The sequence below is a fragment of the Pedobacter sp. MR2016-19 genome, assembly GCF_014947265.1.
In the GTDB taxonomy this organism is placed as follows: domain Bacteria; phylum Bacteroidota; class Bacteroidia; order Sphingobacteriales; family Sphingobacteriaceae; genus Pedobacter.
Genome location: NZ_JADCNK010000016.1, coordinates 1 through 26,153, shown reverse-complemented (window position 1 = coordinate 26,153; position 26,153 = coordinate 1). Strand labels below are relative to the sequence as shown.

Below are 26,153 nucleotides of genomic sequence, written 5' to 3'. Positions count from 1 at the left end.
CTATAATGTTAATCTTAAACTGAAATCTACCGAGCGGGATGTTGGGGTTGAGAAGGAATAAATCCCCTGAGATCTGTTTGAAGAACCAAAAGAACTTACTTCAGGATCCCCACCTGTAAAGTGTGGTGCATATATCCATAAATTTCTACCCGTAACCTGCAAACCAATAGTTTTGAAAGGTGTTTTTTGCAGCCATGTTGGTTTTAGGTTATAGCCTAAGCTAACATTTCTCAATTTTACATAAGTACCATCCTGGATAACCGATTCCAATACGCCATTGGCCCTCTGATAATAGGCCTGTCCTGAAACAGACACTGTATTCGGCAAACCTGTAGTTGCATTTACACCCTCAACAACACGTGGGCCACGGTCTTCGGTAACTTTTGGTGTGCCATAGAAATAGCCGTAGCCATCCACATTGTTTTGGATATCGCCTCCCTTTTTCATATCAAAAGAGAAACTCAAAGTAAACTGCTTATACCTGAAATTATTAACTATACCTGCCATCCAATCAGGATTGATATCGCCGATTATACCCTGTTCATCTGCAGCAAATGGTAACCCATCATTACCGATTAACAATTTTCCTTCACTGTTTCTGGCGTAATGGGTACCAGAGATTACCCCATATGGCTGGTTTGGAAAAATGGTAGTAAATCCGTTGTCGAGGCGCTCCAGATTACCGCCGATCGAAAGGACCTTATTTCTAATCCTGCTATAATTCAAGGTTAGATCCCAGCTAAAATTCTCAGTTTTTATAGGTTTTGCATTTAAAAGCAGCTCGATACCCTTGTTGCGCATTACGGCTGTATTTACACTCGTAGCGTTAAACCCGGTTGACGGAGCCAGTGCTACAGTGGGAATAATCCCGTTTTTTGTCTTTTTATCGAAATAGGTAACCTCCAGGCTTAAACGGTTTTTAAAGAAACCTGTTTCTAAACCGATCTCAAATTCATTGATCCGCTCATTTTTTAAGTTCGGATTGCCTAGGGTTTGACTGATCAAAAAGCCCGCCTGTTGCTGATAGGGAAAGGCAATGTTTCTTACCGGCAGTGATTCGTACGGCGTAAGCAGGCTATATGGTCCAATGCTGGCATTCCCCACTGTACTATAGGATAATCTTAATTTTCCAAAGCTCATGATATCCGAAAGTTCTTTCGAAAAGAAATTGGAAAAGATAAAACTTGTAGCAGCAGAACCATAAGGATAAAAACTGTTGTTTTTGGCCAGTACAGAAGTACCGTCGTACCTTCCGGTAAGAGAGAGGATTAAGAACTTTTTATAATCGATATTGGACTGTAAATAGAATCCTATTTTTCTGGTCAGATAACTTGTTTCCTTAAAATTTATATTTGATGTAGATCCAATGTTATCAAACCCCGGAACGGTTATACCCAAGCCGTTGGCATAGGCAGTTTCAGTATAGGTTGATAATATGTTGTTGCCCAATAGCGCATCGATGGTAAAATCACCAAAACTTTTGTTGGCACCGATGATCAGATCATTATTATATTGCCTGAAATTGGTGTTGTTGTTTACGATCCGGCCGTTAGGGTTTGAAACCGAGAGTAACGATTCATGATATTTGCCCTGTTCAACATAAACATCAGCACCAAAACGTTCCGTTATAGTTAACCAGTTCAATACTTTGTAATCAGCATTAAAAGTTGGCAAAAACCTGTTTACTACCGAAGTATTGCTGATGTTATCCAATACCCAATATGGGTTATTCCTGGAAAAACGGAACAACCTCTGCGTGCCGTCCGGGTTGAGGGCAGGCTGTAGATTATAGGAAACTGGTGCTGTAAAAATAGTCCATACAGGGCTTTCAAGAGCATATCCTTCAGGTAACCTGGTGTTTTTGGTATTGGCGTAATTCAAGGAGAAAGTAACATTCAAATCCTTAATAATTTGTGTGGTGAATTTCCCAAAAACGGTATTCCGGTCGAAAGAAGTGGTAGGTACCGTTCCATCCTGAGCAAAATTGGTATACGATATAAAATAAGAATTGTAAGCTCCACCCCCATTTACGGCTACCGTGTTGGTATATGTTTTTCCGGTTTTGAAAAATAGGTCAGACTGATCATATACCTGTGCAGGCTGACCATTAATTTTCAGGGTATCCATCCTTGCTCCCCATGAAGTACTTGTTTTCTGGTTCACACCATCAAAATATACGCCGTTAGATCCTAATGAATATTTATTCTGGATTTCGGGCAAAAGTGGTTTCTCCATAGAAAACGATGATGAAAAACTCAAGGAAGGCTTTTTATTCAGGCTTCCTGCTTTGGTTGTAATGATAATTACTCCTTTTGCACCATCAGATCCATATAGCGCCGTTGCTGCACCACCTTTTAACACATTTATGCTTTCAATAATATTAGGGTCAAGATCAGCAATACGGTTGGTGCCTGGACCCGAGTTGAGATTACCTGTTTCATCATTGTTAACCGGAATACCATCAATTACCATCAAAGCTTCGTTGTTTCCGAACAGGGAATTGGCTCCTCTGATTACAATACGCGATGAACTACCCGGAGTACCCGAAGAACTTGTAATCTGAACACCCGAAACCTTACCGGCCAGGGCATTTACCAAATTAGGCTCTTTGGTCTGGGTCAATTGCTCACCTTTTACCTCTTGAGAACTATAGGTAAGGTTACGTTTTTCCCGCTTTACACCTAGAGCAGTCACTACAATCTCATTCAGGTTTTGCTGATCTTCACTTAAAGTGATGGTTATGTTGCTTTGTCCGCTATACGAAAATTCTTTGGTGGTATAACCAATGCCACTAAAAACCAGTATAGCCGGGTTTCCGCTTTTAATTGAGAATAGCCCTTTTGCATCGGAAGAGCTGCCAACAGCGGTTCCTTTAACTTTTACCGATATACCCGGAATTGGTTGCCCCGATACATCTATAATTTTGCCGCTAATCAGCGGCGTTTGACCATAAATCTGCACGCAACAGAGCATAGTCAAAATGAACAAAGTAATCTTTAATCTGGTCATTGTATTCAGTTTAGTTAGTAGTATGACCAAAATTAGCCTTATAAAAAGCCAGATAGAATGCTGATTTTAACACGTATTAACCAGAAATTAACGCAAATGTTACAATCTTCTTAAATAAGTGAATAAACTGTGATTTATTTATCTAATCAAATAATATTTGAACAACTGAACTGATGTTGAAGCAATATATTGATATTTAGGCCTACTGCCTACTCATTGTTTTTCGCACCAACCAGATTTTCAGCACCGATTTCTGTTAGTTAAAATCAGGCGATTTGCAGATACACAAAGTAGCATCAATAAAAGTAGTTAATTAGGAAGTTGAAAGTATAACCTGTTTATGCTAAAAATTTTTATTTGCTCTTCACTATAATCTCTTTCTCTCCATAAACCGCTCCCTTATCTGTTACGCCCTGTACAATAATTTTAAACGGTCCTGTTAAATCTCCAGTATTAAAACTAATGGATGTATCACCTTTTATCTTCATCTGATAGTTCCAATAAACAGTCGAAAAATTGATAGGCTCATTTTTATTGGTAATATCAGATACATAAAAATCTTTAGGAAGGTTGATTCCTTCCAAGAGAATCACATTAGGTTTAGACTCAAGCTCCACACATCCATGGTACATGATTGCAAGTCCAATTTCGTTAACATAAACTTCACCTTTTACTGGGTTTTTATTACCACTGTCGGCCATATGGTTAGGACAATTTAAAATATTATTCATGCAAACATAATCTCCGCATCTGTTAACGTAAGAATTTTTAATAAATTCGATTCTTTCATCCCTTTTTTTCTTAATCGTTACTTCTTTTAGCTGCGTACCAGTAATTGAGGTTAGACTTTGATTATCTTCACTAAACAGACCGCTTTTAGCATTTAATTGTTCTAAATTTTGCTTTATTAAATATTTCTTTAGTTCATCCTGTGGATTGTCCATTCTAACTTTATACAGGTTATACTTAGCTGTTGTCATCCCTAACCAAACAGGCCGCTTTGGTTCTTTAATAACAAGATTGGCAAAGGGTAAATTAAATTTCCCAGTGCTATCGGTATTCAGAAAGTTCAGATTTTCTCCGGCGATGATTGTTAACTCAATCGGCTGATCTAATGGCTTATTTTTTCTGGTTATTTCGCCATGGTATTCAAAGCTCGAGAGCACTTCTTTCTTATTGATCACTTCCGTTTCAGGCCATTTATACCTGCTCCAGGTTTTAACCAGGAGTACATCATTCAGATAATCCTGATCCACATACTTTAACCCCATCGGTCGGCTAGGAAGTGGTTTTAAATGTTGTTGTAAGTAAAAATAATCGATAATGTTCTGGTTATTAACAACTGAAATCCTATTGGCTTGGGTACACGCAATAGAAACCAGTGCTGTGAGTGGAGTTTTATTTTTACCGGTTACATTCAATTTTAAATTCACCTGATCTCTTGTACTATACTCATTTTTATCTGTGGATAGTTCGATCTGATTAAGCTGATCATAATGTGCAAAGAAAATCCTTTCGGCCATTGGGCGATAATTGCTATCTAAAATGGTGACGGTATTTAATCCAATTGGCACGGAATCTAATTTAAACCTTATATTTTGGGTTTTGTTAGCCGCTAATATCAAATCGGCATGCAAAAAAACATCAGCGAAATTATGCACCAGAACATGAACTTTTTGATTATTATTGGCCGCCAGCTGTAGTCTGAAATCATTTTCGGCTATTGCTGTGCCCGCTGTTAAAACAGCTCCGTGTTTTAATGCCGCAGGTAAACGATAACTGTTACCTTCCTGTTCACTGCCAAAAAGTTTAACGTAATATGTTTTTGATGGCTGTGGGCAGATTGAAAATGAACCAAGCCCTGTAGAATTGCTCTGGAGGGTATCAATTACCCTGTCATTTTCGTACAGAAAACCTGTTGCTTTTATTGCAGCGCCTTCCAGGTCTTTAATTTCAAAACCTACCTTCGAGTTTAAGCGATCTACCAGGTAACCTCCTTCGGGGTAAAATTGAACCTGATAATTAGAGCGGTTCCTTACCGGAAGATTAAACTTGATGTATCTAATATCTTTACCTTTTTTGATGGAGACATTAAGTTGATTATTACTTGCTGTAATTTTATCCGCAGGAAAGTTAATCATCAGTTCACCGATTACACTACTTTTAGCTGTACCGGTGAGCAGTGTTTGTTTATCCTTACCGATATGATATTTTATTTCTGCATTTTCAACGAAACGGTTGTCACTGGATAAAATTTTCAACAATGCTATCCCATTTTTGCTTTGCTCATCATAAGCTTTAAAAATAGAAACATTGGCCGTTAATGGATTTACAGTAGTAGATCTAATGATAATGGGCTGTACAAATTTTCCATCTGGCTGATTATTCTTTTTAATATTGGTATTCGCCACAAAACGATAGGAACCTCCCGGCAGCGAATCAGGCAAGGTAAGCGCACCGAATGCAAATCCTTTTTCAATCAGAAATTTATCCTGTATTACGACGCTACTATCACGATTATTGATTAGCGATAAATAAAGTGTATGGTATTGATCTAAGTTGGTCATGTTTTTTAGCAAGTACCCGCTAAACCAAACCTGATCGTTATTGGTATAAATAGTTTTGTCGAAATGAACGAACAGATTAGATTGAGCCGCTTTTAAGCCATAGCGATTAATATTTAACGCCACACTATCAAGTTTTACATCCTGCGCTTTTGCCTTTACTAATAAAAGCACAATACAGGTAAAGAGAATTTGAAATTTTGAAAGCATATTTGGATGATATAGCTAAAAATCGAAATTTTTAGCTATAATCTCAAATTATCTCCAATTAGTGACATAATTTTCAGAACAGTTTGTCAAGATTTATGATTTAAAAACCTCTAAATTTTAACGATTCCATGCTTCACCGCATACAAAGCCAATCCTGTCCGGCTTTTTAATTGTAGTTTTTCGCACAAAGAATTTCTATACCCATCAATGGTACGTGGACTCACAAACATTTCAGCTGCAATTTCATTATACGTTTTTTCGGTACAGGTATATTTCAGAAACTCCATTTCCCTTTCGGTAAGTTTTACGAAGTCTGATATTTTGGAATTTGTAGCTAACGAACTGAGCGACTGCATGACTTTTCTCGTAACCAGATCATTATAAAAATACCCTTTGCTGATTACCTCGTCAAAAGCACGCTTAAGTTCTTCTGGCTCAGCATCTTTTAGCACATAACCTTTGGCTCCATTGGTAATCATTTTAATAATAGCAGTTTCTGCATCCATGGTACTCAAAGCAAGTATGTTTACTTCCGGATGATTTGTACGCAGCCATGAAGCCGTACTATATCCATCCATTTCGGGCATGTTGATATCAAGCAATACGATATCAGGTACGTCGTATATTTTTAACTGCCTGATAAAATCTTTTCCGTTAGCAGCCTCAAATAAAATGTTGTAGGATGGGAAATAGCTGATTAGAGCGGCCAACCCTTTTCTAAACAAAACATGATCATCAACTAGGGCTATATTTTTAATCTGGTCAGACATAAGGAATGGTTAAGGTAATTTTAGTTCCATTATTAATCACACTATCGATAGTAGCTTCTCCCATAATCAGTGTAGCGCGTTTTACAATATTCTGAAGCCCCAAGCCAGTCTCCAGTTTTTCTTTTTCACCTGCACTAAAACCAACACCATTATCCTCGATGGTTATGCTGAGCTGTTCCGAAAAATCAAATCCAACATCAATTGTGGTGGCTTGGGCATGTTTTAATATGTTTTGTAAACTTTCCTGCACAATCCGGAAGATGATGATTTTCTTCTGTTCTGCAATCTGCTGTTCGTTACCGGTTACCTCAACCTTGCAAACAATAACTCCTGCCCTGCCTATGCGCTGTAGTTCCTGTTCTACCGCCTGCAACAAACTTAATTCCTGGATACGGCTTGTGTTCAAACTTTTTGCAATATCACGTAAATCAGTAAGGGCATTGCCCAAATTTCCTTTAATTTCAGTGATCAATGATTTATCACTGGTTTCTTTTTGCTCCAGAATGCTCAATTGTAGTTTAGCCAAACTTAGTAACTGTCCAACATTATCATGTATTTCCTCACTTATCATTTCAAATGTTTGCTCCTGCATTTCGAGCCTCGATTGTAACAATTGCTCGCCATATTGCTTTTCCATTTCTCCTTTTTCTTTTGCATACTGGAATTTCTTTTTCTGAAAATAGAGCATAAAGAAAACGATCGCACTACTCAGTGCAAAAAAAATAATTATACTTGGTATAATTACAAAGAGGACTTCTCTGTCTTGATCGTTCTGCATAAAAAGGCATAGGCAAATAAACAATACATAATGATATTAGTAATCAAATTTAATTTCTTTAGTTTAACGGCTAGTTGCTCGTAATTTTCCGTCAGATAGTGGAACATCCCCATATACGGTACAACGCAGGTGTAATAAACAATTAAACCTATGGCAATCCAGAATTCGCCTTCATTAAAAAGTGATGTAGTTTCTTCAGAAGTTAATTTTTCGTAGCAATAAATAAGTGCAAAAAAGATAATAAATGTTCCGCCAAACACAAAAGCATAGCTATTCCATTGTAATATGTTAAAACTGTAAAAACTAAATGTATACCAAAGAACCGGGAACATAAATAAGAATAATTTTATTACTTTTTGTAAGTAAACATTTTTGACAATCAGTTTAAAGAAATAGGCATAAAATATAAATTCCACCAAAATAAAAAAATTGTATTGAGGTAACGTATTCCCCTCATAACCAAATTCTTGTTTAAAAAAAAACACACTAAGTTCAAGCAGAAAAGTATAAACACATAACAAAGCAACCGCTTTAAGTTGCTTTGTTAATTTTGATTGCAGGCAGATACCTGCTACCGCAGAAATTGCTAAAGAGACTAGATATAAATTCTTGAGAAACATAAATTTAAATATGTATCTAAAATAAGCATTTACTATTGATCTGAAACATCAAGTGCTGCCTTATTACCGGTTGATGGAGGTGGAGTGGGATCCCCTGTATCAAAAGTGTCACCTGCGCGCTTATTTTTTATAGTATAATCTAATCTTTTTTGGAATTCTGCAGAATCAATCTGCTCAATCCCTACATCCTTACCTTGTTTATTTATAAAAGTAAAACAAATTGTCATTCTTTGATGGTGACGAACAATTGGAAAATGTTTAAATACATAATCTTTATCGGTATATGAAATGAAACGGACACCTAATTTTTCAACACTATCACCATGAGTTTTGATTTGATATTTCATCTCTTCAACTATCGATTCAATTTGCTCTTTAGAAAACCAAATATGTTTTGTCTCTTTTTTACAGGTATCTTTAGGATCCATTGTTGAATCTGAAAGTTTCTCTCTGATATTTAATTGGTAATTATTGACCCAAGCTTTTGCAGTATCCAGCTCAAGCATCTTTTCATCTAGCTTTCCATTTCTAAACGCATAGTAATTTTTTATGTCATGTTTGCCATTGCTTGTAGGACTAAAAATCAAAGTAAGTTTACCGCATTTCCCCTGTTTTATTGTTGGTGATGCAAAATAAACACGAACACCGGTTATAGTGTCCTGATCGTTATAACTTTTATTATCAATAAGAAAATTTAAAAAACCTATGGCCTCAAATAAATTGTTGAAATTTAGTTTATTCATTCCGGGATCTCCGGTATCATCTATTGTTAAGTCATTTATTATTGGTAATTTATGGGTATTAAACCAATCTTCTCTTCTGTTACTTTCATCAGTAGTTATATAAGTACGTGGCAATAACAAAGAATCTGCTTTAGTCGAAGCAAGAGTAGTTGTCTGCCGTCCTTCGCATGCGGTAAATATAAGTGCGATAATACACATCAATAGCGTTTGACCGATTGTCTTTCTTCCAAGATCAATTAATTTTAGATAATTCATAGCTTTTAATTTAGTTTGAGATTTTTAAAATGATTTACACCTAAATATACACTAACCTTATTTGAAATAGAAAATCGATGCATTGATAAAGAGCATACAAAAAAACTCATTTTCAAGCATTAAAACTGCCAGAAATAGCTTCTATCTGAATTTACTGTTAATTATACTTACTTCCATTTATTTTAAAATACCGCGATTTTACGGTATATCATTGCGCTTTTCACGCGTATAAATTCCAACGTTTTCACGCTTGATTTGGATAGGTCTGTACAACTAGCTTTGAGTAAGAAAGATAGCAGAGTAAAATCGATCATTCTTTGAATCCCATTATAAAATATGATGGGTTGATTAATCATAAACCAAAAAACCTAAAATCATGACAAAACTCTCATTAAACAAAGTCGAATCTTTTATTAAAGATCTTGACCAAAAGCCAGGACTAAAACAGGAATTTGAAGCCAATCCACAGGACACCTTAATCAAAAACACAGCCACCAATCCCAAAAATGATGTTTGGATATACAGACTGGTTGTTAGTGCATTAAGCTTGGTTTTATTAGTAGTTACCACTGGTATTTTAATCAATGTTAAAGAAATACAAGCTGCAGATAAAGTAATTACTATAATAGCCTCTATTGGTTCTGCGGTAATTGGAGCATTGGCAGGCTTACTGGCTCCTTCTGCCAATCAGGATGATAACTAAACTAAAATTATTTGATTAAAAAATAATTTCACAAAAATCACTTCACCAACCTTTCTTACAAGTACTTACCTTTTAATTCAACTAAAATGGAAATCAAAAAATATCAACTTGAGCCAGAAGTAAGACAATTCAATGGAATTGCTGAGCAGGACAAAATTTTTCTGTCTATTCAAATTGGAAACGGACAGATTGGCGGTTCTAAAGTTATGCTTGATGCACAACAACTTGCCAAAGGGAATTTAACGCAACACACTTTTATAGGCGATTCCAACAATCTAATAAATAAAGAAATAGAGATAGAAACAAACGTACTGGACGTAAATCAATTTACCAATAAATGCGTAATTACGACGACCTTTCTCAATCAGGACAATAAAATTTTATTCACAAAAATCGATATTGGAGAAGCACCAGAAAATGGAATTGCAAGCTTTAATGGCAAATACAGGCTTATGCTCTTATTATTTTTATTGTTTATTTTTAGTTTTAACACCAATAAGGTATCCGCACAATCGGTATCAGATAAAATTACTTTTCAAAATTTAGAAACACCCTCCTCGCCGGGTTTTGTTCTACTTGATAAAACACCATCATCAATTGAAAAGCCTACTACACCCCAGGGCTTTGGGGTAAGTGTATTAGGCCTGTTGCAAGGTAAGGGTGGTGCAATGGAATTTGCTCCTTTTTGGTTGGTCAATCATCCTAAACTTTCAGCAGAAAAAATGTATAAGAATAAAATGCCCGTTTTATATAATTTTTCAATCTCGGCGGCCACAGTAAAAACAGATACTGTTAGTTATATCGCTGGTGGTATCAGAACAAGATTATTTCAATCGTACAACAAAGGAATCATTAATAGACTCGATTCGATTAAAACTAAAATTGAAGATGCACTTGCTGACCTTGATACAACAAAAATCAAAGTATTACAAAAAATGTACGCAGGGTTACTTGAAAACCCAATTTTTACCATAGATGTTGCGGGAGCGATTGGTGGAGGTTCTAACACAAACTCTTTCCATGATGCAAAAATAAACAGGTGGGCAGCATGGCTATCCTTTAACTGGCGACCCAAAGGCGATAATTTTTATATTACGGCGCTAACAAGGTATATGAATAATGAAAAATTTGAAGATTATACCGCTAAAGCAGATTTATTAGATATTGGAACCAGATTGAATTACGATATTTTAAATATCTGTGTTTCACTTGAATATCTGCAAAGATTTAATCTGTCTAAAAACAATGATTCTGATAATAGGATTGCAATAATAGGCAGTTACAAGCTTTCTGATAACATTTATTTTACAACCACATTTGGAAAAAATTTCAGTGAAACAAATAATATTATCGCATTAGCTGGAATAAATTTTGGAATATCTAAATCTAAAATCAAAGCTTTTTAGGTGATAAAACTACAAAACCCCAAATAACGCTCCACCTTCTTTACCCATTTCATCAATCTTAGCCTCTACCACTCCATCCTTAATCAATTCAGGTGCGTGGTGGGGCTTTTTTCGTGCATCGATAACCATCGAACCCTTACAGCCCCAATGTTTATTGATGGTAAAATCGTTAATACCATAAATATCGGCTGCCGGATTACTTCTTGTAAAAGCTACCCAAACAAAGTTATCAATCGTTGCAGCAGTAAACTCAGCATCATCGGCCAATATAATCAAAGGCAGGCCGGATAAATCCTGATCGATCAGGGCCATGTTCAGCATCGCAATTTCTGCAGCTGTTTTCTCTGGATTCAGGTATTTATTAGCCGCTAAAACCAAAACACCTGGCATAGCAATTTTGGGCTGATAAAAAGCATCACTTAGTTTCAGTCCTTCAGGGACATGGCTCCACAATTCTCTTTTTTGATTACCTGCGGCTGCAATCACCACTTTCGAACCACTGTTTAATCCGTCGCCACTATAATCCAGCGTATCGATGGTGGTGTTGGTATAAAAATGGATGTCTCTTGTTAAATCAACCCGTTCTAATATATGTTTGATGAAATCTTCAATGTGATGCGTACTCAGTTGCTGATTATCTTCTTTAGCCGATATAAAAAGGTATTTGGCCAAACTCAACTGGTTTTTACCCAGAATGTGGTTGGCAATGGTTAAAATTTCCTGTGGTCTTCTTTCTTTTAAATATGGCGTATAACGTTCGCTACCAATGGCAAAAAGCAATGGATGCACACCAGCAGCATCAACCGCATGGACTTCTTTTAAACCATGTATTTCCTGCGGAATGGCTGAACCGGTAATCTCATGAATCAAAGCGCCAAAACTGGTATCCTCCTGCGGCGGGCGACCAACCACAGTAAACGACCATATTGCATCTTTTTTATGGTACACATTGTGCACTTTCATTAAAGGGAATGGATGTGTTAAGCTATAATAGCCCAAATGATCGCCAAAAGGCCCTTCTGGTTTATTTTCGTTTGGATAAACGGTACCGGTGATGATAAAATCGGCATCAGCAGAGATACAGAAACCTTCATCATCATAAAAATAACGGAAGCGCCTGTCGCCAAGAGCCCCGGCAAAAGTCATTTCCGACAAACCTTCAGGCAATGGCATTACTGCTGCCAAAGGATGCGAAGGCGGACCTCCGACAAAAATGCTCACTTTTAAAGGCCGTCCAAGGGCGTTTGCTTTCGATTGATGCACCCCTATTCCCCTGTGAATCTGGTAATGTAAACCAATTTCTTTATCTTGGATATAATCGTTTCCACCTAATTGAATGCGGTACATCCCTAAATTGGCATTTAATACACCTGGTTTATCTACATCTTCGGTATAAACCTGTGGCATGGTAACAAATGGACCACCATCCATAGGCCAGTTTACAATCTGCGGTAACTGACTGATGCTTGTTTTCAAAAACTTATTTTTCGCAGAAGGTGTTTTTAAAGGCAGAGCCGATAAAGCCGACATTGCAGAACCTGCATATTTAAACGGATTTTTTAAGGCTTTTATAGGATCGTTTCTTAATGAAACCAATTGCTGTACCTTCGGCAAAGTATCCCTAAAAATAAATTTAGATCTTTCTAACGTTCCGAACAGATTAGAAACCGCAGGAAAAGGACTTCCTTTAACTTTTTCGAATAACAGTGCCGGTCCTTGATTTTCGTAAACCCTCAAATGGATGGCTGCCATTTCTAAATAAGGATCTACTTCTTCTTTTATTCTGATTAAATGACCGTGCTTTTCAAGATCGGAAACACATTCTGCTAAACTTTTGTATGCCATGTCCAAAGATAAATAATTAGACTTTCTATGAAACAAAAAAGCCCTGTATAAGCAGATTTTACAATAAATCTACTTATATAGGGCCACTTAACCTACTAATAAGATATTATTTCTTACCTGCGAAAGAGCGTAACATCCAGGTATTTTTCTCTTTAAACTGCATAAAACGGTTAACCATATCGTTAGAACCATCGTCTCCGGCAGTATCAGTAGCTTCCAAGAGTTCTCTTTCCAATTCGATCAATGCAGCCATATCATCTAAAATGGCATCAACCATATCAAGGTCTTTCATGCCAATGGTATCAATCTCTTGGATTTTAGATTCTTTAATATAATCAGCAAAACGGCTATGCGGTGCTTTACCTAAGGTTAATACACGCTCAGCAATTTCGTCAATAGTTAGTTGAGCATTGGTATATAACTCTTCAAACTTAACATGAAGTGTAAAAAAATTCTGACCTTTAATGTTCCAATGGCAACCTCTTAATTTTTGATAATGAATGTGGTAATTAGCCAAATAATCATTTAACAGATCTACAACTGGTTTAACTTCTTTCTCGTTTAAGCTTATTTCTTTAGCGTCCATTTTGTTATGATTTATAATGTTTTTATTGTCAACGTAACAAACCAAATTTATAAAAGTTTTACTCAATTTTGTCTCTTGAACAATACGTTATTTATTAAATCGTTTAATATTTAACAAAAACAAAACAGGGATATTATAAATATTTGTATATGAATTACATATCAATTCAAAAAAAATAAAATCATCTTAGTTTTACTTAAAAACCAACAGCCCGACTTAAGATGGTTAACAATATTATTCGTATAATTGCTCCCTTTGACTTAGAAAATTAGATAAAAATAAATGCATAAAATATATTTATCTGCTGTAGTGTTATTTGCACTTAATATTGCAAATGCCAAAGCTAACACAGCAAGAGACTCTATCGGTGTAGAAAATAATAAAGGCAAAAAACTGATCGTTCACCAAACCGTAGCAAAAGACACTTACTATTCTATCGGAAGAAGATACAATGTATCGCCAAAAGATATTATGGCTTTTAACGAAAACAAATATCTACAGGTTGGTGTGATCATCAAAGTTCCTACAAATATTCCTTTTACAGCAACAGGACCATCTAACAATACGCAGACTCAAACTACTGCAACTGGCAATGTGATTGAGCATACCATTAAGCCAAAAGAAAATTTAAATATGCTGGCCGAAAAATATGGCACAACCATAAATGAAATTAAGGCTTTAAACAACTTAAAGGGCAGTAATTTAAGCATCGGTCAGGTTTTAAAAATACCGGCAAAAAACGGAGTACAGAGCCCAGTACCTGAGACGGTTACGCCGCCTGCAAAAAACAATACAGAATCACCTGTAAACAATACTCCGGCTTCAGATCAAACTATGATTGAGCATACTGTTGCGCGTAAAGAATTTTTAGGAAAAATTGCCGAAAAATATGGCACTACGGTTGAAGAAGTAAAAAAAGCCAACAATCTTTCGGGCAATAACCTCCGTATTGGTCAGAAACTTAAAATCCCGGCGACAAAAAACATCGACGAAACTAAAGTAGTTTCAGCTGCTATTGAAGAAAAGCCGACACAAGAGAATAAATCCAACGATACAGCAGGTACACACACCGTTTTAAGGAACGAAACCATTTTCACCATTGCCAGGCAATATGGCATTACTGCCTATCAGATCAGAACAATGAACAATCTTCCTGATAATGCTATTACTATCGGGCAGGTTTTAAAAGTTCCTGGCGGCATCATTGCAGATGTTCAGGTACCCAAAGAAAAACAGGCTGAAACTGAAACCAAAACCAAAGATATACCAGTAGCAACTAAAGAAGAAAGTTTTATCCATACCGTAGCCACTGGCGAAAACATTTTCTCTATAGCTAAAAAATATAATTTAACGGCTTATCAGATCAGAACAGCAAATAAACTGGACGATAACAACATCAAGGTAGGCCAGAAACTGATCATTCCTAAACCACCACAGCCTAAATCGGTAAATGATTTATCAAAAGAAGAACAGGAAAATGAACCTGACAGTACCATGGTTAAAGATCCTAAACTTCGCCGCGATCCGAGCGTATATGGTTTAAGTCAGATCGAAGAAAAAGGAGCTGCAGTTTGGATTGAAGACCAAGATATGGATGGAACAAAAATGTTGGTTTTGCACCGTACAGCGCCTGTGGGCAGGGTAATTAAAATTACCAACCCAATGACCAACCGCACTACCTTTGCCAAAGTTGTTGGTAAATTTACAGAGAACGAATCTACAAAAGATGTTATCATTGTAATGACTAAAGCTGTAGCCGATTCATTAGGCGCTTTAGACAAACGTTTTTTCTGCAATTTAACCTATAGTGCTCAATGAGTTCAAACAAAAAGCCTTTTATAATTGGTATTGCCGGTGGTAGCGGATCGGGCAAAACATTTTTCTTAAACTGCTTTCTTCATCATTTTAAACAGGATGAAGTAACACTGGTATCCCAGGATGATTATTACATCCCTGCCGGTGACATGACACAGGAAGAAAACAAGTTATACAACTTCGATCTTCCCTCAACCATTGACAGCGAACAGTTTTTGAGAGATATTAAGCAATTAATGAGCGGTGAAGTGGTTTATAAAAAAGAATATAACTTTAATAACCCTTTGGCTGTAGTTAAAATACTGGAAATTAAATCAGCACCTATTATTATTGTAGAGGGGCTTTTTATCCTCCATTTTAAAGAAATCGCGGCTTTACTGGATCATACCATTTTTGTTGATGCGGATGAACAGGTTGCTTTAGATCGCCGTATTAAACGTGATGGTTTAGAACGAGGTTATCCGGAAGATGACGTATTGTACAAATGGCACAACCATGTAGTACCCGCTTATAAAGAGTACCTGCTACCCTACCGCGAACAATGCAATAAGGTAGTGATGAATAATACCAATGAGCCCGACGAAATTATCGCCATCACAGAAGATATTTCGAACGATTTGAGGAATAGTATTTTGGTGGATATACAGTAAACACCAGAGAAGTCAAGTTTTAAAAACTTGACTTCTCTTTTTTGCGAGAGGAACCGTCATTCCCAACTTGATTGGGAATCGTAATGCCCTGATAGGTTTACATGCTCTATTAAGATTCCGCCTGCGCGAGAATGACGATCATTCTAATTGCCGTGGTTTGTGTCGCCACAAACCACTAATTAATCCAGTCTCATTTCAGGTATATCACCTTCCACAACCAATCTACCTGCCGTAGATTGCTGTATAAATTCGATACTCACGCCTGGTGCACGCTCCAAAAGTTTAAAACCACCTTCAGGTAAAATATCCAAAACCGCCAGTTCGGTAACTATTTTTTTAATACATTTCACACCTGTTAACGGCAAGGTGCATTTTGGCAATAATTTACTTTCACCAGCTTTATTAATGTGCTGCATGGCTACGATGATGTTTTTAGCCGAGGCAACCAAATCCATTGCTCCGCCCATTCCTTTAACCATTTTACCCGGAATTTTCCAGTTGGCAATGTCTCCGTTTTCCGACACCTCCATGGCTCCCAGAATGGTTAAATCTACTTTTTGAGCACGGATCATCCCAAAACTCATTGCTGAATCAAAAATAGATGATCCAGGCAAAGTGGTAATGGTTTGTTTTCCTGCATTAATTAAATCAGCATCTTCTTCCCCTTCAAAAGGAAATGGTCCCATGCCCAGCAAACCATTTTCTGATTGTAATACTACATTAATTCCTTTAGGGATATAGTTGGCCACCAGTGTAGGTATGCCAATCCCCAGGTTAACATAATATCCATCTTTTATCTCTTTAGCGATACGCTGTGCGATTTCTTCTTTTGAAAACATAAATTTAAATGTTTGAATTTTGATTGATAGAATGAGTAATGTTCTAATCTGCTATTATACTTCAGACTTCCTCACCGTGCGCTGCTCAATTCTTTTCTCGTAGTCTTTGCCCTGAAAAATGCGGTGCACATAAATACCAGGGGTATGAATATAATCCGGATCTAATTCGCCAGCTTCCACCAGCTCTTCCACCTCAGCGATGGTAACTTTACCTGCCATAGCCATTACCGGATTAAAATTCCGGCTGGTAGACCTGAAGATTAAATTTCCTGCGGTATCGCCTTTCCAGGCTTTTACAATAGCGAAATCAGCATCAAATGCGTATTCCATCAAATAATCCTTACCATCAAAATTACGTACTTCTTTACCTTCTGCTACTTCAGTTCCTACACCTGCAGGGGTAAAAATTGCAGGCATACCATATCCGGCTGCAAGACAACGGGTAGCCAAAGTACCCTGAGGAATAAGGTCTACTTCCAGTTCGCCGCTTAACAACTGCCTCTCAAACTCAGCGTTTTCACCTACGTAAGAAGAAATCATTTTTTTAACCTGACGTTGTTTTAGCATTAAACCGATACCAAAATCATCAACACCAGCATTGTTGGAAATGCAGGTTAAATTTTTGACCTGTTTGCTCACCAAAGCATTGATACAATTTTCTGGAATACCACAAAGCCCGAAACCACCCAGCATTAGGGTTGCACCATCTGATATATCTTTGATCGCCTCTTCAGCTCCAGATACCACTTTATTTATCATTTTATGAATTTTTGGTTAGTTCGCTAAATTACAAATTGCCTTCAAAAATGCAGCATTTAAATTTTTAAATCTATCAGGAATATAAATTGATTGGAATTAATCTAAATAACCACTACCTTTGTATTGCAATGATTTACGAGAGAGAAGAAAGCCTGTTTATATTACCTACAGACCCTGAATTCCAGAAGGGCATGGGATTTATTTTTAGCTGCACGGCTGAGCATAAAAAATGTTGTGAGAAATTTAAAAAGGGCAAACGCTGTAAAAAGTGCCCGGGTAATAAAACTAAATAAGCTTATTTCGCAATTTCAATAATTTTATCATCATTTCCATTACTGGTACATAGATAGATTTTTCCTTCCGGTGATTGGCAAACAGCTCGTATTCTTCCATACGTATTAACATAAAAATCTTTAGTAGCCGTAATTTTTGTTTGTGCATCATCTAATTTTAACTGCATCAGTTTCGTGCCTTTTAACACCGCTAACAACAACGAATTTTTAAACTGCGGAATATAATCATTGTTGTAATATGCTAAACCGCTTGGTGCAATGGTAGGTGTCCAGTTGATTAATGGCTCTGCCACATTGTTCAAACTGCAGAACGACTGTTCTCCACTTTCGTTACAAAAACCCTTGATGTTCGGCCATCCATAATTCCTTCCTTTTTCGATAATATTTATTTCATCATCAGAATCCGGTCCATGTTCAGAGGAAAATATTTTGTTGCCCACCACCTGAACCAATCCCTGCGCATTACGATGTCCCAAACTCCAAACAGGATTATTTGGGTAAGGATTATCTGTAGGAATAGAACCATCTAAATTGATCCTTAAAATTTTGCCAGCCAATGAATTTATATTTTGAGGATTGGCTGTATCGGATGCATCACCTGTACTGATAAACAATTTACCACCGCTGATCAATAAGCGTGAGCCATTGTGTATGGAGCCAGCTGGAATCTGATCGAGTAAAACTAATGGATTGGTTAAATTACCTCCGCCATAAGTATAACGGACCACTTTAGCCTTATAAGTGCTACCATATCCATAAACCACATAAACATAAGGATTAGTAGTGAAATCAGGATGTAAGGCCATGCCCAATAAGCCACCTTCTCCATTGGTACGTACTTCTGAAATGGTTAGTAAAGGTGTAACTTGACCTGTAGAAGGATTCAAACGGCTGATTTTCCCTGCTTTTTCAGTAAACCAGATGAAATTATCGGGTCCGTAAACCATTTCCCATGGTAAAGTTAATCCAGAAACAACAACTGTTGATTTTAATTCTACATCTGGTAAGGTACCTGGGTCTCCATTACTATCGTCATCATTCTTTTTGCAAGTTGTGGCAAACAATACCACAAAAAGGCAGAGTAAGATTTTTTTCATAACCGTAACATTTTAAAAATAACATAGTTACGACTATAAAAGTTTTATTATTTTATTGGGCAGACGTCATTTCGGGCGAAGCACAGCGCAGCCGAGAAATCTTTAAAAGGTGCTTAACATCATATTCAAAGATTTCTCCACTGCGGTCGAAATGACGATTACACGAATATTTCACCCTTACCATCATTCTTGCGCAGACAGGAGCTTAGACTCAAGTATTATATGGCGTTAAAATTTCCAATCAAGTTGGAAATGAAGGTTTATCTACTTGCGCTCCTTAGAAAGGAGCGCTTAAATAATTTTGCGATTTTATCGCAAATAAGAATAGTCGTCATTGAGAGAAGAAACGAAGAAGCAATGTTAAAACGTTCGCCATCCCCCATAGCGGTAAGATTGCTTCGTGCCTCGCAATGACGGAATAGGCGAATGAAAGTCAAAAATCTCCATCATCCATTTTACATCTTACAATACCCATCCGAATCAATTCAAATACACATAGGTAATGCCGTCTCCGCCTCTATCCGCATGCTCATCTTCCATTCTATTCACCTGGCTATATTTCCGTAAATACTCCCTGATCATTTTTCTCAAAATCCCATCACCTTTACCATGAATCAGTTTAATAGATGGAAAACCCAGCATAATAGCTTTGTCTAAATATTTCTCTACTTCGAACAGGGCATCTTCTGTTCGCTTCCCACGAAGGTCGAGTTCAGCCCTAAAGCCAGAGACTGCCTCATTCATGCGCCCTGCAAAAGAATTGGCACTGCTCTGAACCACTTTTTTAGCTTCCCGGTTACTCACCTTTTGTACCCGGCTCTTTTTAACGGTAGAACGTAAATCGCCAATAGCCAAAACCAGTTCATTGCGGTTAATTTCTAAAACCTGACCGATGGTTTCGCTATCTGTAAATTTAACCAGATCCCCCACTCCAATTTCACCTCCTACAACTACTGGTACTGGCTTAGGACGCTCTTTTGGTACAGTATTTTTAACGAGTTCGCGCTGCAGGTTTTGGCGGAGTTCCTTGGTTACTTCCTTATCAGCCTGTTTTTCCTTGATCTCGGCAATGGTATTTTCTACCAGTTTATTGGCATTTTTAATGATGTTTTGCGCCTCTTGTTTCGCTTCCTTAATCAGGATTTTTTTATTTTCCTCTAAAAATGTTTTTAGCTTTTCATTTTCCGCAACCAGGTTTTTGGCTTTATTCTGCTGATTGGCCAAACTTACTTTCGCATCATAAATATTTTTCTTCTCTCTTTCCAGATCCACAAGCATTGTATCAACCCGGTTCTGGTTAGATCCTGTTTTCTCTTTCGCCAGCTGGATCACTTCTTTTGGTAAGCCAATATTCTGTGCAATTTCGAAAGCGTAAGAACTTCCAGGTTTGCCCATTTCTAAAATGTAAAGCGGTTTCATCTTTGCATTATCAAAAAGCATCGATGCATTTTCCAATCCAGGTGTATTTCCTGCAAACAGTTTTAAATTAGAATAGTGGGTGGTAATTACACCTCTCACCTTTTTATTGTTCAACACCTCAAGAACAGCCTCAGCCATTGGTCCGCCAAACTGCGGATCAGTACCTGTACCAAACTCATCAATCAATACCATTGTTTTTGGCGAGGCGTGTTCTACAAAATAACGCATCTTTTTAAGGTGCGCACTGTAAGTACTCAAATCACTTTCTATCGATTGGTCATCGCCGATATCTGCAAAAATATTTTCAAAAATACCAACCTCACTATTGGCGTCAACGGGAATTAACAAACCTGTCTGTAACATAATCTGCAAAAGGCCAACCGTTTTCATACAAACCGATTTACCACCAGCATTCGGCCCTGAGACCAAAACTATACGCGTTTCGGCATCGATATGGATATTTAATGGTGTAACCGTTTTTCTTTCGGCTGCAAAAGAAATTGATAATAAAGGATGCCTCGCATTAATCAGTTTGGTTTTCGGTTCCTTTAATAACCCAGGCATTTCCGCTTCAATATCTAAAGCAAATAATGCTTTTGCACGCACAAAATCAAGCTTGGTCAGGAAACCATGGTAAGAAAGCAATAATGGCGAATACGGACGAAGATCGTCTGTTAACGCAATTAAAATCTTGATGATTTCGCGGCGTTTATCAAATTCTAAATCGCGTAACTTATTATTTAAAGTGAAAACCTCTTCCGGCTCAATATAAACCGTTTGCCCTGTGGCCGATTCGTCGTGCACAAAACCTTTAAGTTTGCGTTTATTCTCGGCCAGAACCGGGATACACATCCTGCCATCACGAATAGTTAGGCTACCATCAGCAACCCAGTTATTAGCAATGGCCTGTTTATAAATAGAATCCATCCGCTTACGCACATCTTGCTCCGCCTTCGAAATAGCGGAGGTAATCTCCTGCAATTCTTTTGATGCATTGGGTTTAATCTTTCCTTTGGCATCGATTACGGTTTCTATTTTTCGCAGGATGTTTTTTTCGATCGGCAGGTGCTCAAATAAAGCTTCCAATGTTGGGTATACTTCCGCGCGCTCTTCGAAGAAACGGAGAACAGAAAAGACAGTTTGCAATGAAGTATATACCTGAAACCACTCATCTTCTAAAAGATAAGTGCCTTCAACCCTGATTTTTTCAACCAGCGATTTAATATCAAAAAAGGTATTGATCTGTAAGGGTTCCTGATTTTGAAGGATACTCTTAAACTCGTTTGTTTGACGTAAAAATTTATCAATCTGATCAAAACGGTTCATCACTTGCATCTTTTCCACCATCGTTTGGCCCATGGGGCTCAAACAATGCTTGCTGATCAGTTGCCTGATTTCCACAAAACCTAAACGTTCTAAACAATTTTCGGGATATAACATATTATTGTACTACGGCTGGTGCAGGCATTGCGCTCGCTACTCCAGCTTTTTTTATATTGATAAGAGAATCGGCCTGTTTTTTCTTTTTGGCAATTGCCGCCACCGCTTTAACCTTTGATAAAGAATCTGGTTTCATTTTTTTTCTAATGGCAAGAGAATCGGCCTTAAATTTCTTTGCTATTACCAACGAATCAGTTTTAAATTGTTTTTTCCTAATCATTAAATCGGCTAGCTCCGTTCCTTTTTTTTGCTTAGTCAACATTTTTTGAATGTTTTTATACATAGCCTCCAACGCTACCGGATTGGTATTATACCAGAGTAAACTTTTATTGTATTGGACAGAATCTGTACCAAATTTTTTATAAATCCCTTTATAATAACCTGCGGCTACCTTCTTCGCAGAATCTACTACATAAATGCTGGAAAGATACCCATCAACAATATGCATATCGTATAAAATCTTCTCCATCTTATCAGGTTTAATAATGCCATCAGGTATACCAGGCTTACAGCCAAACCATAATATAGCTGTCATTAAAACCCATATTAATCTCTTCATGCTTAATTTAAATATTATTTTTTGCCCAAATTGCGACAAGGTTATTAATTTTACCAAAAATAGTTATAAATGAGCATAGCTGATAATCTTAAACAATATAAAAGCGAAGTTGAATCAGATGGAGTAAAACTGATTGCAGTTTCAAAAACACAGCCAATAGAATCAATTTTAGAAGCATACCATGCCGGACAGCGCATTTTTGGAGAAAACCATGTACAGGAAATGGTTGATAAAGAAGCGCAACTCCCTAAAGATATCGAATGGCACCTGATTGGCCACTTACAGACCAATAAAGTAAAATACATTGCGCCTTTTGTAAAACTGATACATGGAGTAGACAGTTTGAAACTACTGCAGGAAATAGATAAGCAAGCGAAAAAAAACAAACGCATAATCGATTGTTTATTACAGGTTTACATTGCTGATGAAGACACTAAATTTGGACTCGGCTTTGATGAAGTAATTGAACTTTTGCGTGATGCAGCGTTTGCTGAATTAAAAAACGTTCGTATTGTCGGATTAATGGCAATTGCCACCAATACAAAGAATGAAAAGCAGATTACGATCGAATTTCATGAGTTAAAAGTGTTTTTTGACGGCATAAAAGTGAGTTTCTTCCGTAAAGAGGATTCTTTTAAAGAAATATCGACCGGAATGAGTGCCGACTATAAAATCGCGATCGCGGAAGGCAGTACCATGGTCCGCATTGGCAGCAGTATTTTCGGAAAAAGGATAATCAAACATTTCAAGAATGATATTTCAGCCAACTAATATGGATTTCAATATCAGATTTGCAACTGCGGAAGATTGTCCAAGAATATTGGAACTGATTAATGAGCTGGCTGTTTATGAGCGGGCTCCTGAAGAAGTAACGGTTAGTCTGGAGCATTTTATTGATGCTGGTTTTGGTAAAAATCCTGTATGGAAAGCTTACGTAGCCGAAGTAAATGATACGATTGTAGGTTTTGCATTATACTATACTCGCTACTCCACCTGGAAAGGCTGCAGATTATACCTCGAAGATTTTATTGTAACAGAAGAATTTAGAGGAAAAGGCTTGGGTAAAGTATTGTTCGAAAAAGTAATAGAGGAGGCTAAAAATGGCAACTACAGTGGCATGGTTTGGCAAGTATTAGACTGGAACGAACTAGCAATCAACTTCTACAATAAATATAAAGCAAATTTGGAAAGTGGTTGGTTAAACGCGGCTTTCTCTAAAGAACAGATCAAGGCATTTTAATATGGATATTTTTAAATTTGGAGGTGCCTCGGTAAAAGATGCGGCAGGTGTTAAAAATCTGGCCAATATCGTTCGCGATTATAAAAAAGGGAATCTGCTGATCGTAATTTCTGCTATGGGCAAAATTACCAACAGATTGGAAGACCTAACCCGTGCTTTCCTCTCACAAAATGATGAGGCACATGCAATTTTTGAAGAAATTAAACATTTCCATTTTAGCATCATAGACGAACTATTTCAGGGGAAACACCATCCTGTTTATGATGATGTGGCTAATACCTTTGTAGAAATCGATTGGTTGATTGAGGATGAACCAGATAACAATCCTGATTATATTTATGATCAGATTGTATCCATCGGTGAGGTCGTTTCTACTAAAATTGTGGCAGCCTGGTTAAATGAAACGGGCAATAAAACCCTTTGGGCAGATGCACGCAACTACATCCAGACTGATAATACTTATAAAGAAGGAAAAGTAGACTGGTCAAAAACCAACCAGATTATCCAAAAAGACTTATTGCCGTTATTAGTCGAAAATATTATTGTAACACAAGGATTTATAGGCGGAACGAGCGAAAATTACACCACAACATTAGGTAGAGAAGGTTCTGATTATTCGGCAGCCATATTTGCTTCCTGTCTCGATGCAGCGGCTTTAACGATCTGGAAAGACGTTCCCGGGGTATTAAATGCAGATCCAAAATGGTTTGATGAGACAGAAAAAATTGCTCAACTTTCTTACCATGATGCCATTGAGCTTACTTATTACGGTGCAACGGTAATCCACCCAAAAACTATAAAACCACTTCAAAACAAAGGGATTCCGCTTTTTGTAAGGTCATTTATTCAGCCAGAAGGCTCTGGAACAGCAATTACCAAAGATAATAACCCCTTACCTATCCCCTCTTTTATTTTTAAGATAAACCAGGCACTGATTTCTATTTTCCCAAAAGACTATTCGTTTATTATTGAAGAAAATCTGAGCAATATTTTTGAACTTTTCCATACACACAGGATCAAAATCAATACCATGCTTAACTCTGCGATCAGCTTTTCGGTAAGTGTTGATGATCATCCTGTCCAGATTGAAAAACTGATTAAAGACCTTTCGGAAGAATTTACCGTAAAATATAATAAAGGCCTGGAACTGGTTACCATCCGTTATTACAACCAGCAAACCATCGATCGTGTAACAGTTGATAAAGATATTTTATTAGAGGTGAAGAGCCGGCACACCTGTCAGATGGTGATGAAAAATAAATAGCAGAAAGTCCGAGGTGAGAAGATATGATTCCGTCTTGATACTCGCTACCTAATACCTGATACTATCCTAACATGAACAATAAACTTTTAGCCAAAGCCGTACAAGATTATATCAGCGCCAACTTAAATGCTGATGTCAATCAGATTGCTCTGGCTAAAAGTCCTTTCGAAGGTATCACTTCGGCAGAATTAGCTACACAGATTACCGCAAAAAAGAAATCGGAGAAGAAATTACCAACCTGGTTCCATACAGAAAATATTTATTATCCGCCCGTATTGTCTATCGAACAAACTTCTTCAGAAATTACAGCAAATTACAAATCAAAGCTTGCTAAAGGTGATACATTGATTGATATTACCGGAGGCTTCGGAATTGACAGTTATTACTTTTCGCAAAAGGTAAAAACAGTTACACATTGCGAAATCAATTTCGAACTATCTGCCATAGCCCAGCATAATGCACAGGCCTTACATGCAACCAATATCGAATTTAAAGCAGTAGATGGCATTGCGTACATTAAAAATAGTGATACTACTTTTGATACGATCTATGTAGATCCAGCCCGAAGAGCCGAAAAGGGCAAAGTTTTTATGTTAAAAGATTGTACCCCAGATATTGCAGGCAATCTGGATATATTATTAGAAAAGTCTTCAAGAATAATCATTAAAACAGCTCCATTGCTTGATATTTCAGCTGGATTAGCCGAATTGAGCCAGGTGAGTGAAATACACATTGTAAGTATAAAAAACGAGTGTAAAGAACTTTTATGGGTAATTGATAAAAATTACAGCGAAGACACGAAAATTATAGCTGTGACTTTAAATAATGGAATTGAAAAATATTTTTCCTTTCACAGATCATCTTCAAATGGTTCAGCACAATTTGCAGAAAGCTTAAATATCGATGATTACTTATATGAACCCGATGCTGCTTTATTAAAATCAGGTGCTTTTAATTTAATTGGCACAACTTACAATCTTTTAAAACTATATAATCAAACGCAGTTATTTACTGCTGATGTAATCAAAACAGATTTTCCTGGACGTATATTTAAAATCGAGGCCATATTAAACACGGGAGAACTGAAAAAGGAGACAAATTTAAAAGGGAATGTAATTGTCCGGAACTATCCGGCAAAGCCTGAGGATTTGATTAAGAAATATAAAATCAAGTCAGATCAGGAACAATTTTTGATTTTTACAAAGATTGCAAATGGAGAAAACGTAATTTTGAAGGCTTCCATTATACAGTATTATTAAGGTCTCCGCGCATCATTTCGAGCAAACCCA

21 protein-coding genes are annotated in these 26,153 nt (G+C 37.1%); 8 read left to right on the top strand and 13 right to left on the bottom strand.

All coding sequences use genetic code 11. The features are described from left to right. The 6 genes from IM793_RS18145 to IM793_RS18120 all read right to left on the bottom strand — a co-directional run bounded on the left by IM793_RS18145 (position 1) and on the right by IM793_RS18120 (position 8,949). Positions 1-3,009 carry a SusC/RagA family TonB-linked outer membrane protein gene (locus IM793_RS18145; RefSeq protein WP_193423786.1) on the bottom strand — a complete coding sequence of 1,003 codons (3,009 nt, stop codon included), beginning with the start codon at positions 3,007-3,009 and terminating at the stop codon, positions 1-3. A 353-nt stretch (positions 3,010-3,362) separates the two neighbouring features. Continuing rightward, a complete protein-coding gene (locus IM793_RS18140; protein ID WP_193423784.1) occupies positions 3,363-5,783 on the bottom strand; it encodes a hypothetical protein in 2,421 nt (806 codons plus the stop codon). Between the two features lie 110 nt (positions 5,784-5,893). Continuing rightward, on the bottom strand, positions 5,894-6,553 hold the full coding sequence (locus IM793_RS18135) for a response regulator transcription factor (protein WP_121283175.1): 660 nt from the start codon (positions 6,551-6,553) through the stop codon (positions 5,894-5,896). Beyond that, positions 6,546-7,331 carry a sensor histidine kinase gene (locus IM793_RS18130; protein ID WP_193423781.1) on the bottom strand — a complete coding sequence of 262 codons (786 nt, stop codon included), beginning with the start codon at positions 7,329-7,331 and terminating at the stop codon, positions 6,546-6,548. The genes IM793_RS18135 and IM793_RS18130 overlap by 8 nt, the downstream gene beginning before the upstream one ends. Beyond that, positions 7,295-7,951, bottom strand: coding sequence for a hypothetical protein (locus tag IM793_RS18125; RefSeq protein WP_193423779.1), 657 nt, complete (start codon positions 7,949-7,951; stop codon positions 7,295-7,297). Before IM793_RS18125 ends, IM793_RS18130 begins: the two co-directional genes overlap by 37 nt. Before the next feature lie 32 nt (positions 7,952-7,983). Next, entirely contained in the window at positions 7,984-8,949 is a 966-nt protein-coding gene (locus tag IM793_RS18120; protein ID WP_132396214.1) for a hypothetical protein, read from the bottom strand. 376 nt (positions 8,950-9,325) lie between these two features. On the opposite strand from IM793_RS18120, the gene IM793_RS18115 reads away from it, so the two are divergent. Together IM793_RS18115 and IM793_RS18110 are read left to right on the top strand one after the other, a co-directional pair. Further along, positions 9,326-9,652: a hypothetical protein gene (locus IM793_RS18115; RefSeq protein WP_193423777.1), complete on the top strand. Its 327-nt coding sequence runs from the start codon at positions 9,326-9,328 to the stop codon at positions 9,650-9,652. Positions 9,653-9,738: 86 nt separating this feature from the next. Then, on the top strand, positions 9,739-11,058 hold the full coding sequence (locus IM793_RS18110) for a hypothetical protein (RefSeq protein ID WP_193423775.1): 1,320 nt from the start codon (positions 9,739-9,741) through the stop codon (positions 11,056-11,058). 9 nt (positions 11,059-11,067) lie between these two features. Here IM793_RS18110 and IM793_RS18105 read toward each other — a convergent pair whose 3' ends face one another. Both IM793_RS18105 and IM793_RS18100 read right to left on the bottom strand, forming a co-directional pair. Continuing rightward, the gene (locus tag IM793_RS18105; protein ID WP_193423773.1) at positions 11,068-12,903 is read right to left on the bottom strand and encodes a UbiD family decarboxylase; all 1,836 of its coding nucleotides are present in this window, start codon (positions 12,901-12,903) and stop codon (positions 11,068-11,070) included. A gap of 106 nt (positions 12,904-13,009) precedes the next feature. Beyond that, complete coding sequence (locus IM793_RS18100; RefSeq protein ID WP_132396220.1) at positions 13,010-13,489, bottom strand: Dps family protein; 480 nt, start codon at positions 13,487-13,489, stop codon at positions 13,010-13,012. A 282-nt stretch (positions 13,490-13,771) separates the two neighbouring features. On the opposite strand from IM793_RS18100, the gene IM793_RS18095 reads away from it, so the two are divergent. Continuing rightward, positions 13,772-15,307 carry a LysM peptidoglycan-binding domain-containing protein gene (locus tag IM793_RS18095; RefSeq protein WP_193423771.1) on the top strand — a complete coding sequence of 512 codons (1,536 nt, stop codon included), beginning with the start codon at positions 13,772-13,774 and terminating at the stop codon, positions 15,305-15,307. Further along, on the top strand, positions 15,304-15,954 hold the full coding sequence (locus IM793_RS18090; RefSeq protein ID WP_132396224.1) for a uridine kinase: 651 nt from the start codon (positions 15,304-15,306) through the stop codon (positions 15,952-15,954). The genes IM793_RS18095 and IM793_RS18090 overlap by 4 nt, the downstream gene beginning before the upstream one ends. Before the next feature lie 179 nt (positions 15,955-16,133). Here IM793_RS18090 and IM793_RS18085 read toward each other — a convergent pair whose 3' ends face one another. The 5 genes from IM793_RS18085 to IM793_RS18065 form a co-directional block, all read right to left on the bottom strand. After that, positions 16,134-16,793, bottom strand: coding sequence for a CoA transferase subunit B (locus IM793_RS18085; RefSeq protein WP_193423769.1), 660 nt, complete (start codon positions 16,791-16,793; stop codon positions 16,134-16,136). A gap of 54 nt (positions 16,794-16,847) precedes the next feature. Further along, positions 16,848-17,552: a CoA transferase subunit A gene (locus tag IM793_RS18080; RefSeq protein ID WP_121283164.1), complete on the bottom strand. Its 705-nt coding sequence runs from the start codon at positions 17,550-17,552 to the stop codon at positions 16,848-16,850. A 295-nt stretch (positions 17,553-17,847) separates the two neighbouring features. Next, positions 17,848-18,942, bottom strand: a complete 1,095-nt coding sequence (locus IM793_RS18075; protein WP_193423767.1) for a sorbosone dehydrogenase family protein — start codon at positions 18,940-18,942, stop codon at positions 17,848-17,850. Positions 18,943-19,422: 480 nt separating this feature from the next. Beyond that, complete coding sequence (locus IM793_RS18070) at positions 19,423-21,801, bottom strand: endonuclease MutS2 (RefSeq protein ID WP_193423765.1); 2,379 nt, start codon at positions 21,799-21,801, stop codon at positions 19,423-19,425. Between the two features lies 1 nt (position 21,802). Continuing rightward, on the bottom strand, positions 21,803-22,336 hold the full coding sequence (locus IM793_RS18065; RefSeq protein WP_193423763.1) for a DUF4296 domain-containing protein: 534 nt from the start codon (positions 22,334-22,336) through the stop codon (positions 21,803-21,805). A gap of 93 nt (positions 22,337-22,429) precedes the next feature. On the opposite strand from IM793_RS18065, the gene IM793_RS18060 reads away from it, so the two are divergent. The 4 genes from IM793_RS18060 to IM793_RS18045 all read left to right on the top strand — a co-directional run bounded on the left by IM793_RS18060 (position 22,430) and on the right by IM793_RS18045 (position 26,123). Beyond that, entirely contained in the window at positions 22,430-23,131 is a 702-nt protein-coding gene (locus IM793_RS18060; protein ID WP_193423761.1) for a YggS family pyridoxal phosphate-dependent enzyme, read from the top strand. Position 23,132: 1 nt separating this feature from the next. After that, positions 23,133-23,600, top strand: coding sequence for a GNAT family N-acetyltransferase (locus IM793_RS18055; RefSeq protein ID WP_193423913.1), 468 nt, complete (start codon positions 23,133-23,135; stop codon positions 23,598-23,600). Between the two features lies 1 nt (position 23,601). Next, complete coding sequence (locus IM793_RS18050; protein ID WP_193423758.1) at positions 23,602-24,864, top strand: aspartate kinase; 1,263 nt, start codon at positions 23,602-23,604, stop codon at positions 24,862-24,864. 71 nt (positions 24,865-24,935) lie between these two features. Then, a complete protein-coding gene (locus IM793_RS18045) occupies positions 24,936-26,123 on the top strand; it encodes a class I SAM-dependent methyltransferase (RefSeq protein WP_193423755.1) in 1,188 nt (395 codons plus the stop codon). The last annotated feature ends 30 nt before the right edge of the window (positions 26,124-26,153 follow it).

Bases quoted from the DNA above. Each gene is read 5' to 3' on its own strand.
- IM793_RS18095 (WP_193423771.1), top strand. From the start codon at position 13,772: ATGCATAAAATATATTTATCTGCTGTAGTGTTATTTGCACTTAATATT.
- IM793_RS18105 (WP_193423773.1), bottom strand. From the start codon at position 12,903: ATGGCATACAAAAGTTTAGCAGAATGTGTTTCCGATCTTGAAAAGCAC.
- IM793_RS18060 (WP_193423761.1), top strand. From the start codon at position 22,430: ATGAGCATAGCTGATAATCTTAAACAATATAAAAGCGAAGTTGAATCA.
- IM793_RS18070 (WP_193423765.1), bottom strand. From the start codon at position 21,801: ATGTTATATCCCGAAAATTGTTTAGAACGTTTAGGTTTTGTGGAAATC.
- IM793_RS18055 (WP_193423913.1), top strand. From the start codon at position 23,133: ATGGATTTCAATATCAGATTTGCAACTGCGGAAGATTGTCCAAGAATA.
- IM793_RS18075 (WP_193423767.1), bottom strand. From the start codon at position 18,942: ATGAAAAAAATCTTACTCTGCCTTTTTGTGGTATTGTTTGCCACAACT.
- IM793_RS18130 (WP_193423781.1), bottom strand. From the start codon at position 7,331: ATGCAGAACGATCAAGACAGAGAAGTCCTCTTTGTAATTATACCAAGT.
- IM793_RS18050 (WP_193423758.1), top strand. From the start codon at position 23,602: ATGGATATTTTTAAATTTGGAGGTGCCTCGGTAAAAGATGCGGCAGGT.
- IM793_RS18110 (WP_193423775.1), top strand. From the start codon at position 9,739: ATGGAAATCAAAAAATATCAACTTGAGCCAGAAGTAAGACAATTCAAT.
- IM793_RS18100 (WP_132396220.1), bottom strand. From the start codon at position 13,489: ATGGACGCTAAAGAAATAAGCTTAAACGAGAAAGAAGTTAAACCAGTT.
- IM793_RS18125 (WP_193423779.1), bottom strand. From the start codon at position 7,951: ATGTTTCTCAAGAATTTATATCTAGTCTCTTTAGCAATTTCTGCGGTA.
- IM793_RS18135 (WP_121283175.1), bottom strand. From the start codon at position 6,553: ATGTCTGACCAGATTAAAAATATAGCCCTAGTTGATGATCATGTTTTG.
- IM793_RS18115 (WP_193423777.1), top strand. From the start codon at position 9,326: ATGACAAAACTCTCATTAAACAAAGTCGAATCTTTTATTAAAGATCTT.
- IM793_RS18045 (WP_193423755.1), top strand. From the start codon at position 24,936: ATGAACAATAAACTTTTAGCCAAAGCCGTACAAGATTATATCAGCGCC.
- IM793_RS18080 (WP_121283164.1), bottom strand. From the start codon at position 17,552: ATGATAAATAAAGTGGTATCTGGAGCTGAAGAGGCGATCAAAGATATA.
- IM793_RS18090 (WP_132396224.1), top strand. From the start codon at position 15,304: ATGAGTTCAAACAAAAAGCCTTTTATAATTGGTATTGCCGGTGGTAGC.
- IM793_RS18085 (WP_193423769.1), bottom strand. From the start codon at position 16,793: ATGTTTTCAAAAGAAGAAATCGCACAGCGTATCGCTAAAGAGATAAAA.
- IM793_RS18120 (WP_132396214.1), bottom strand. From the start codon at position 8,949: ATGAATTATCTAAAATTAATTGATCTTGGAAGAAAGACAATCGGTCAA.
- IM793_RS18145 (WP_193423786.1), bottom strand. From the start codon at position 3,009: ATGACCAGATTAAAGATTACTTTGTTCATTTTGACTATGCTCTGTTGC.
- IM793_RS18065 (WP_193423763.1), bottom strand. From the start codon at position 22,336: ATGACAGCTATATTATGGTTTGGCTGTAAGCCTGGTATACCTGATGGC.
- IM793_RS18140 (WP_193423784.1), bottom strand. From the start codon at position 5,783: ATGCTTTCAAAATTTCAAATTCTCTTTACCTGTATTGTGCTTTTATTA.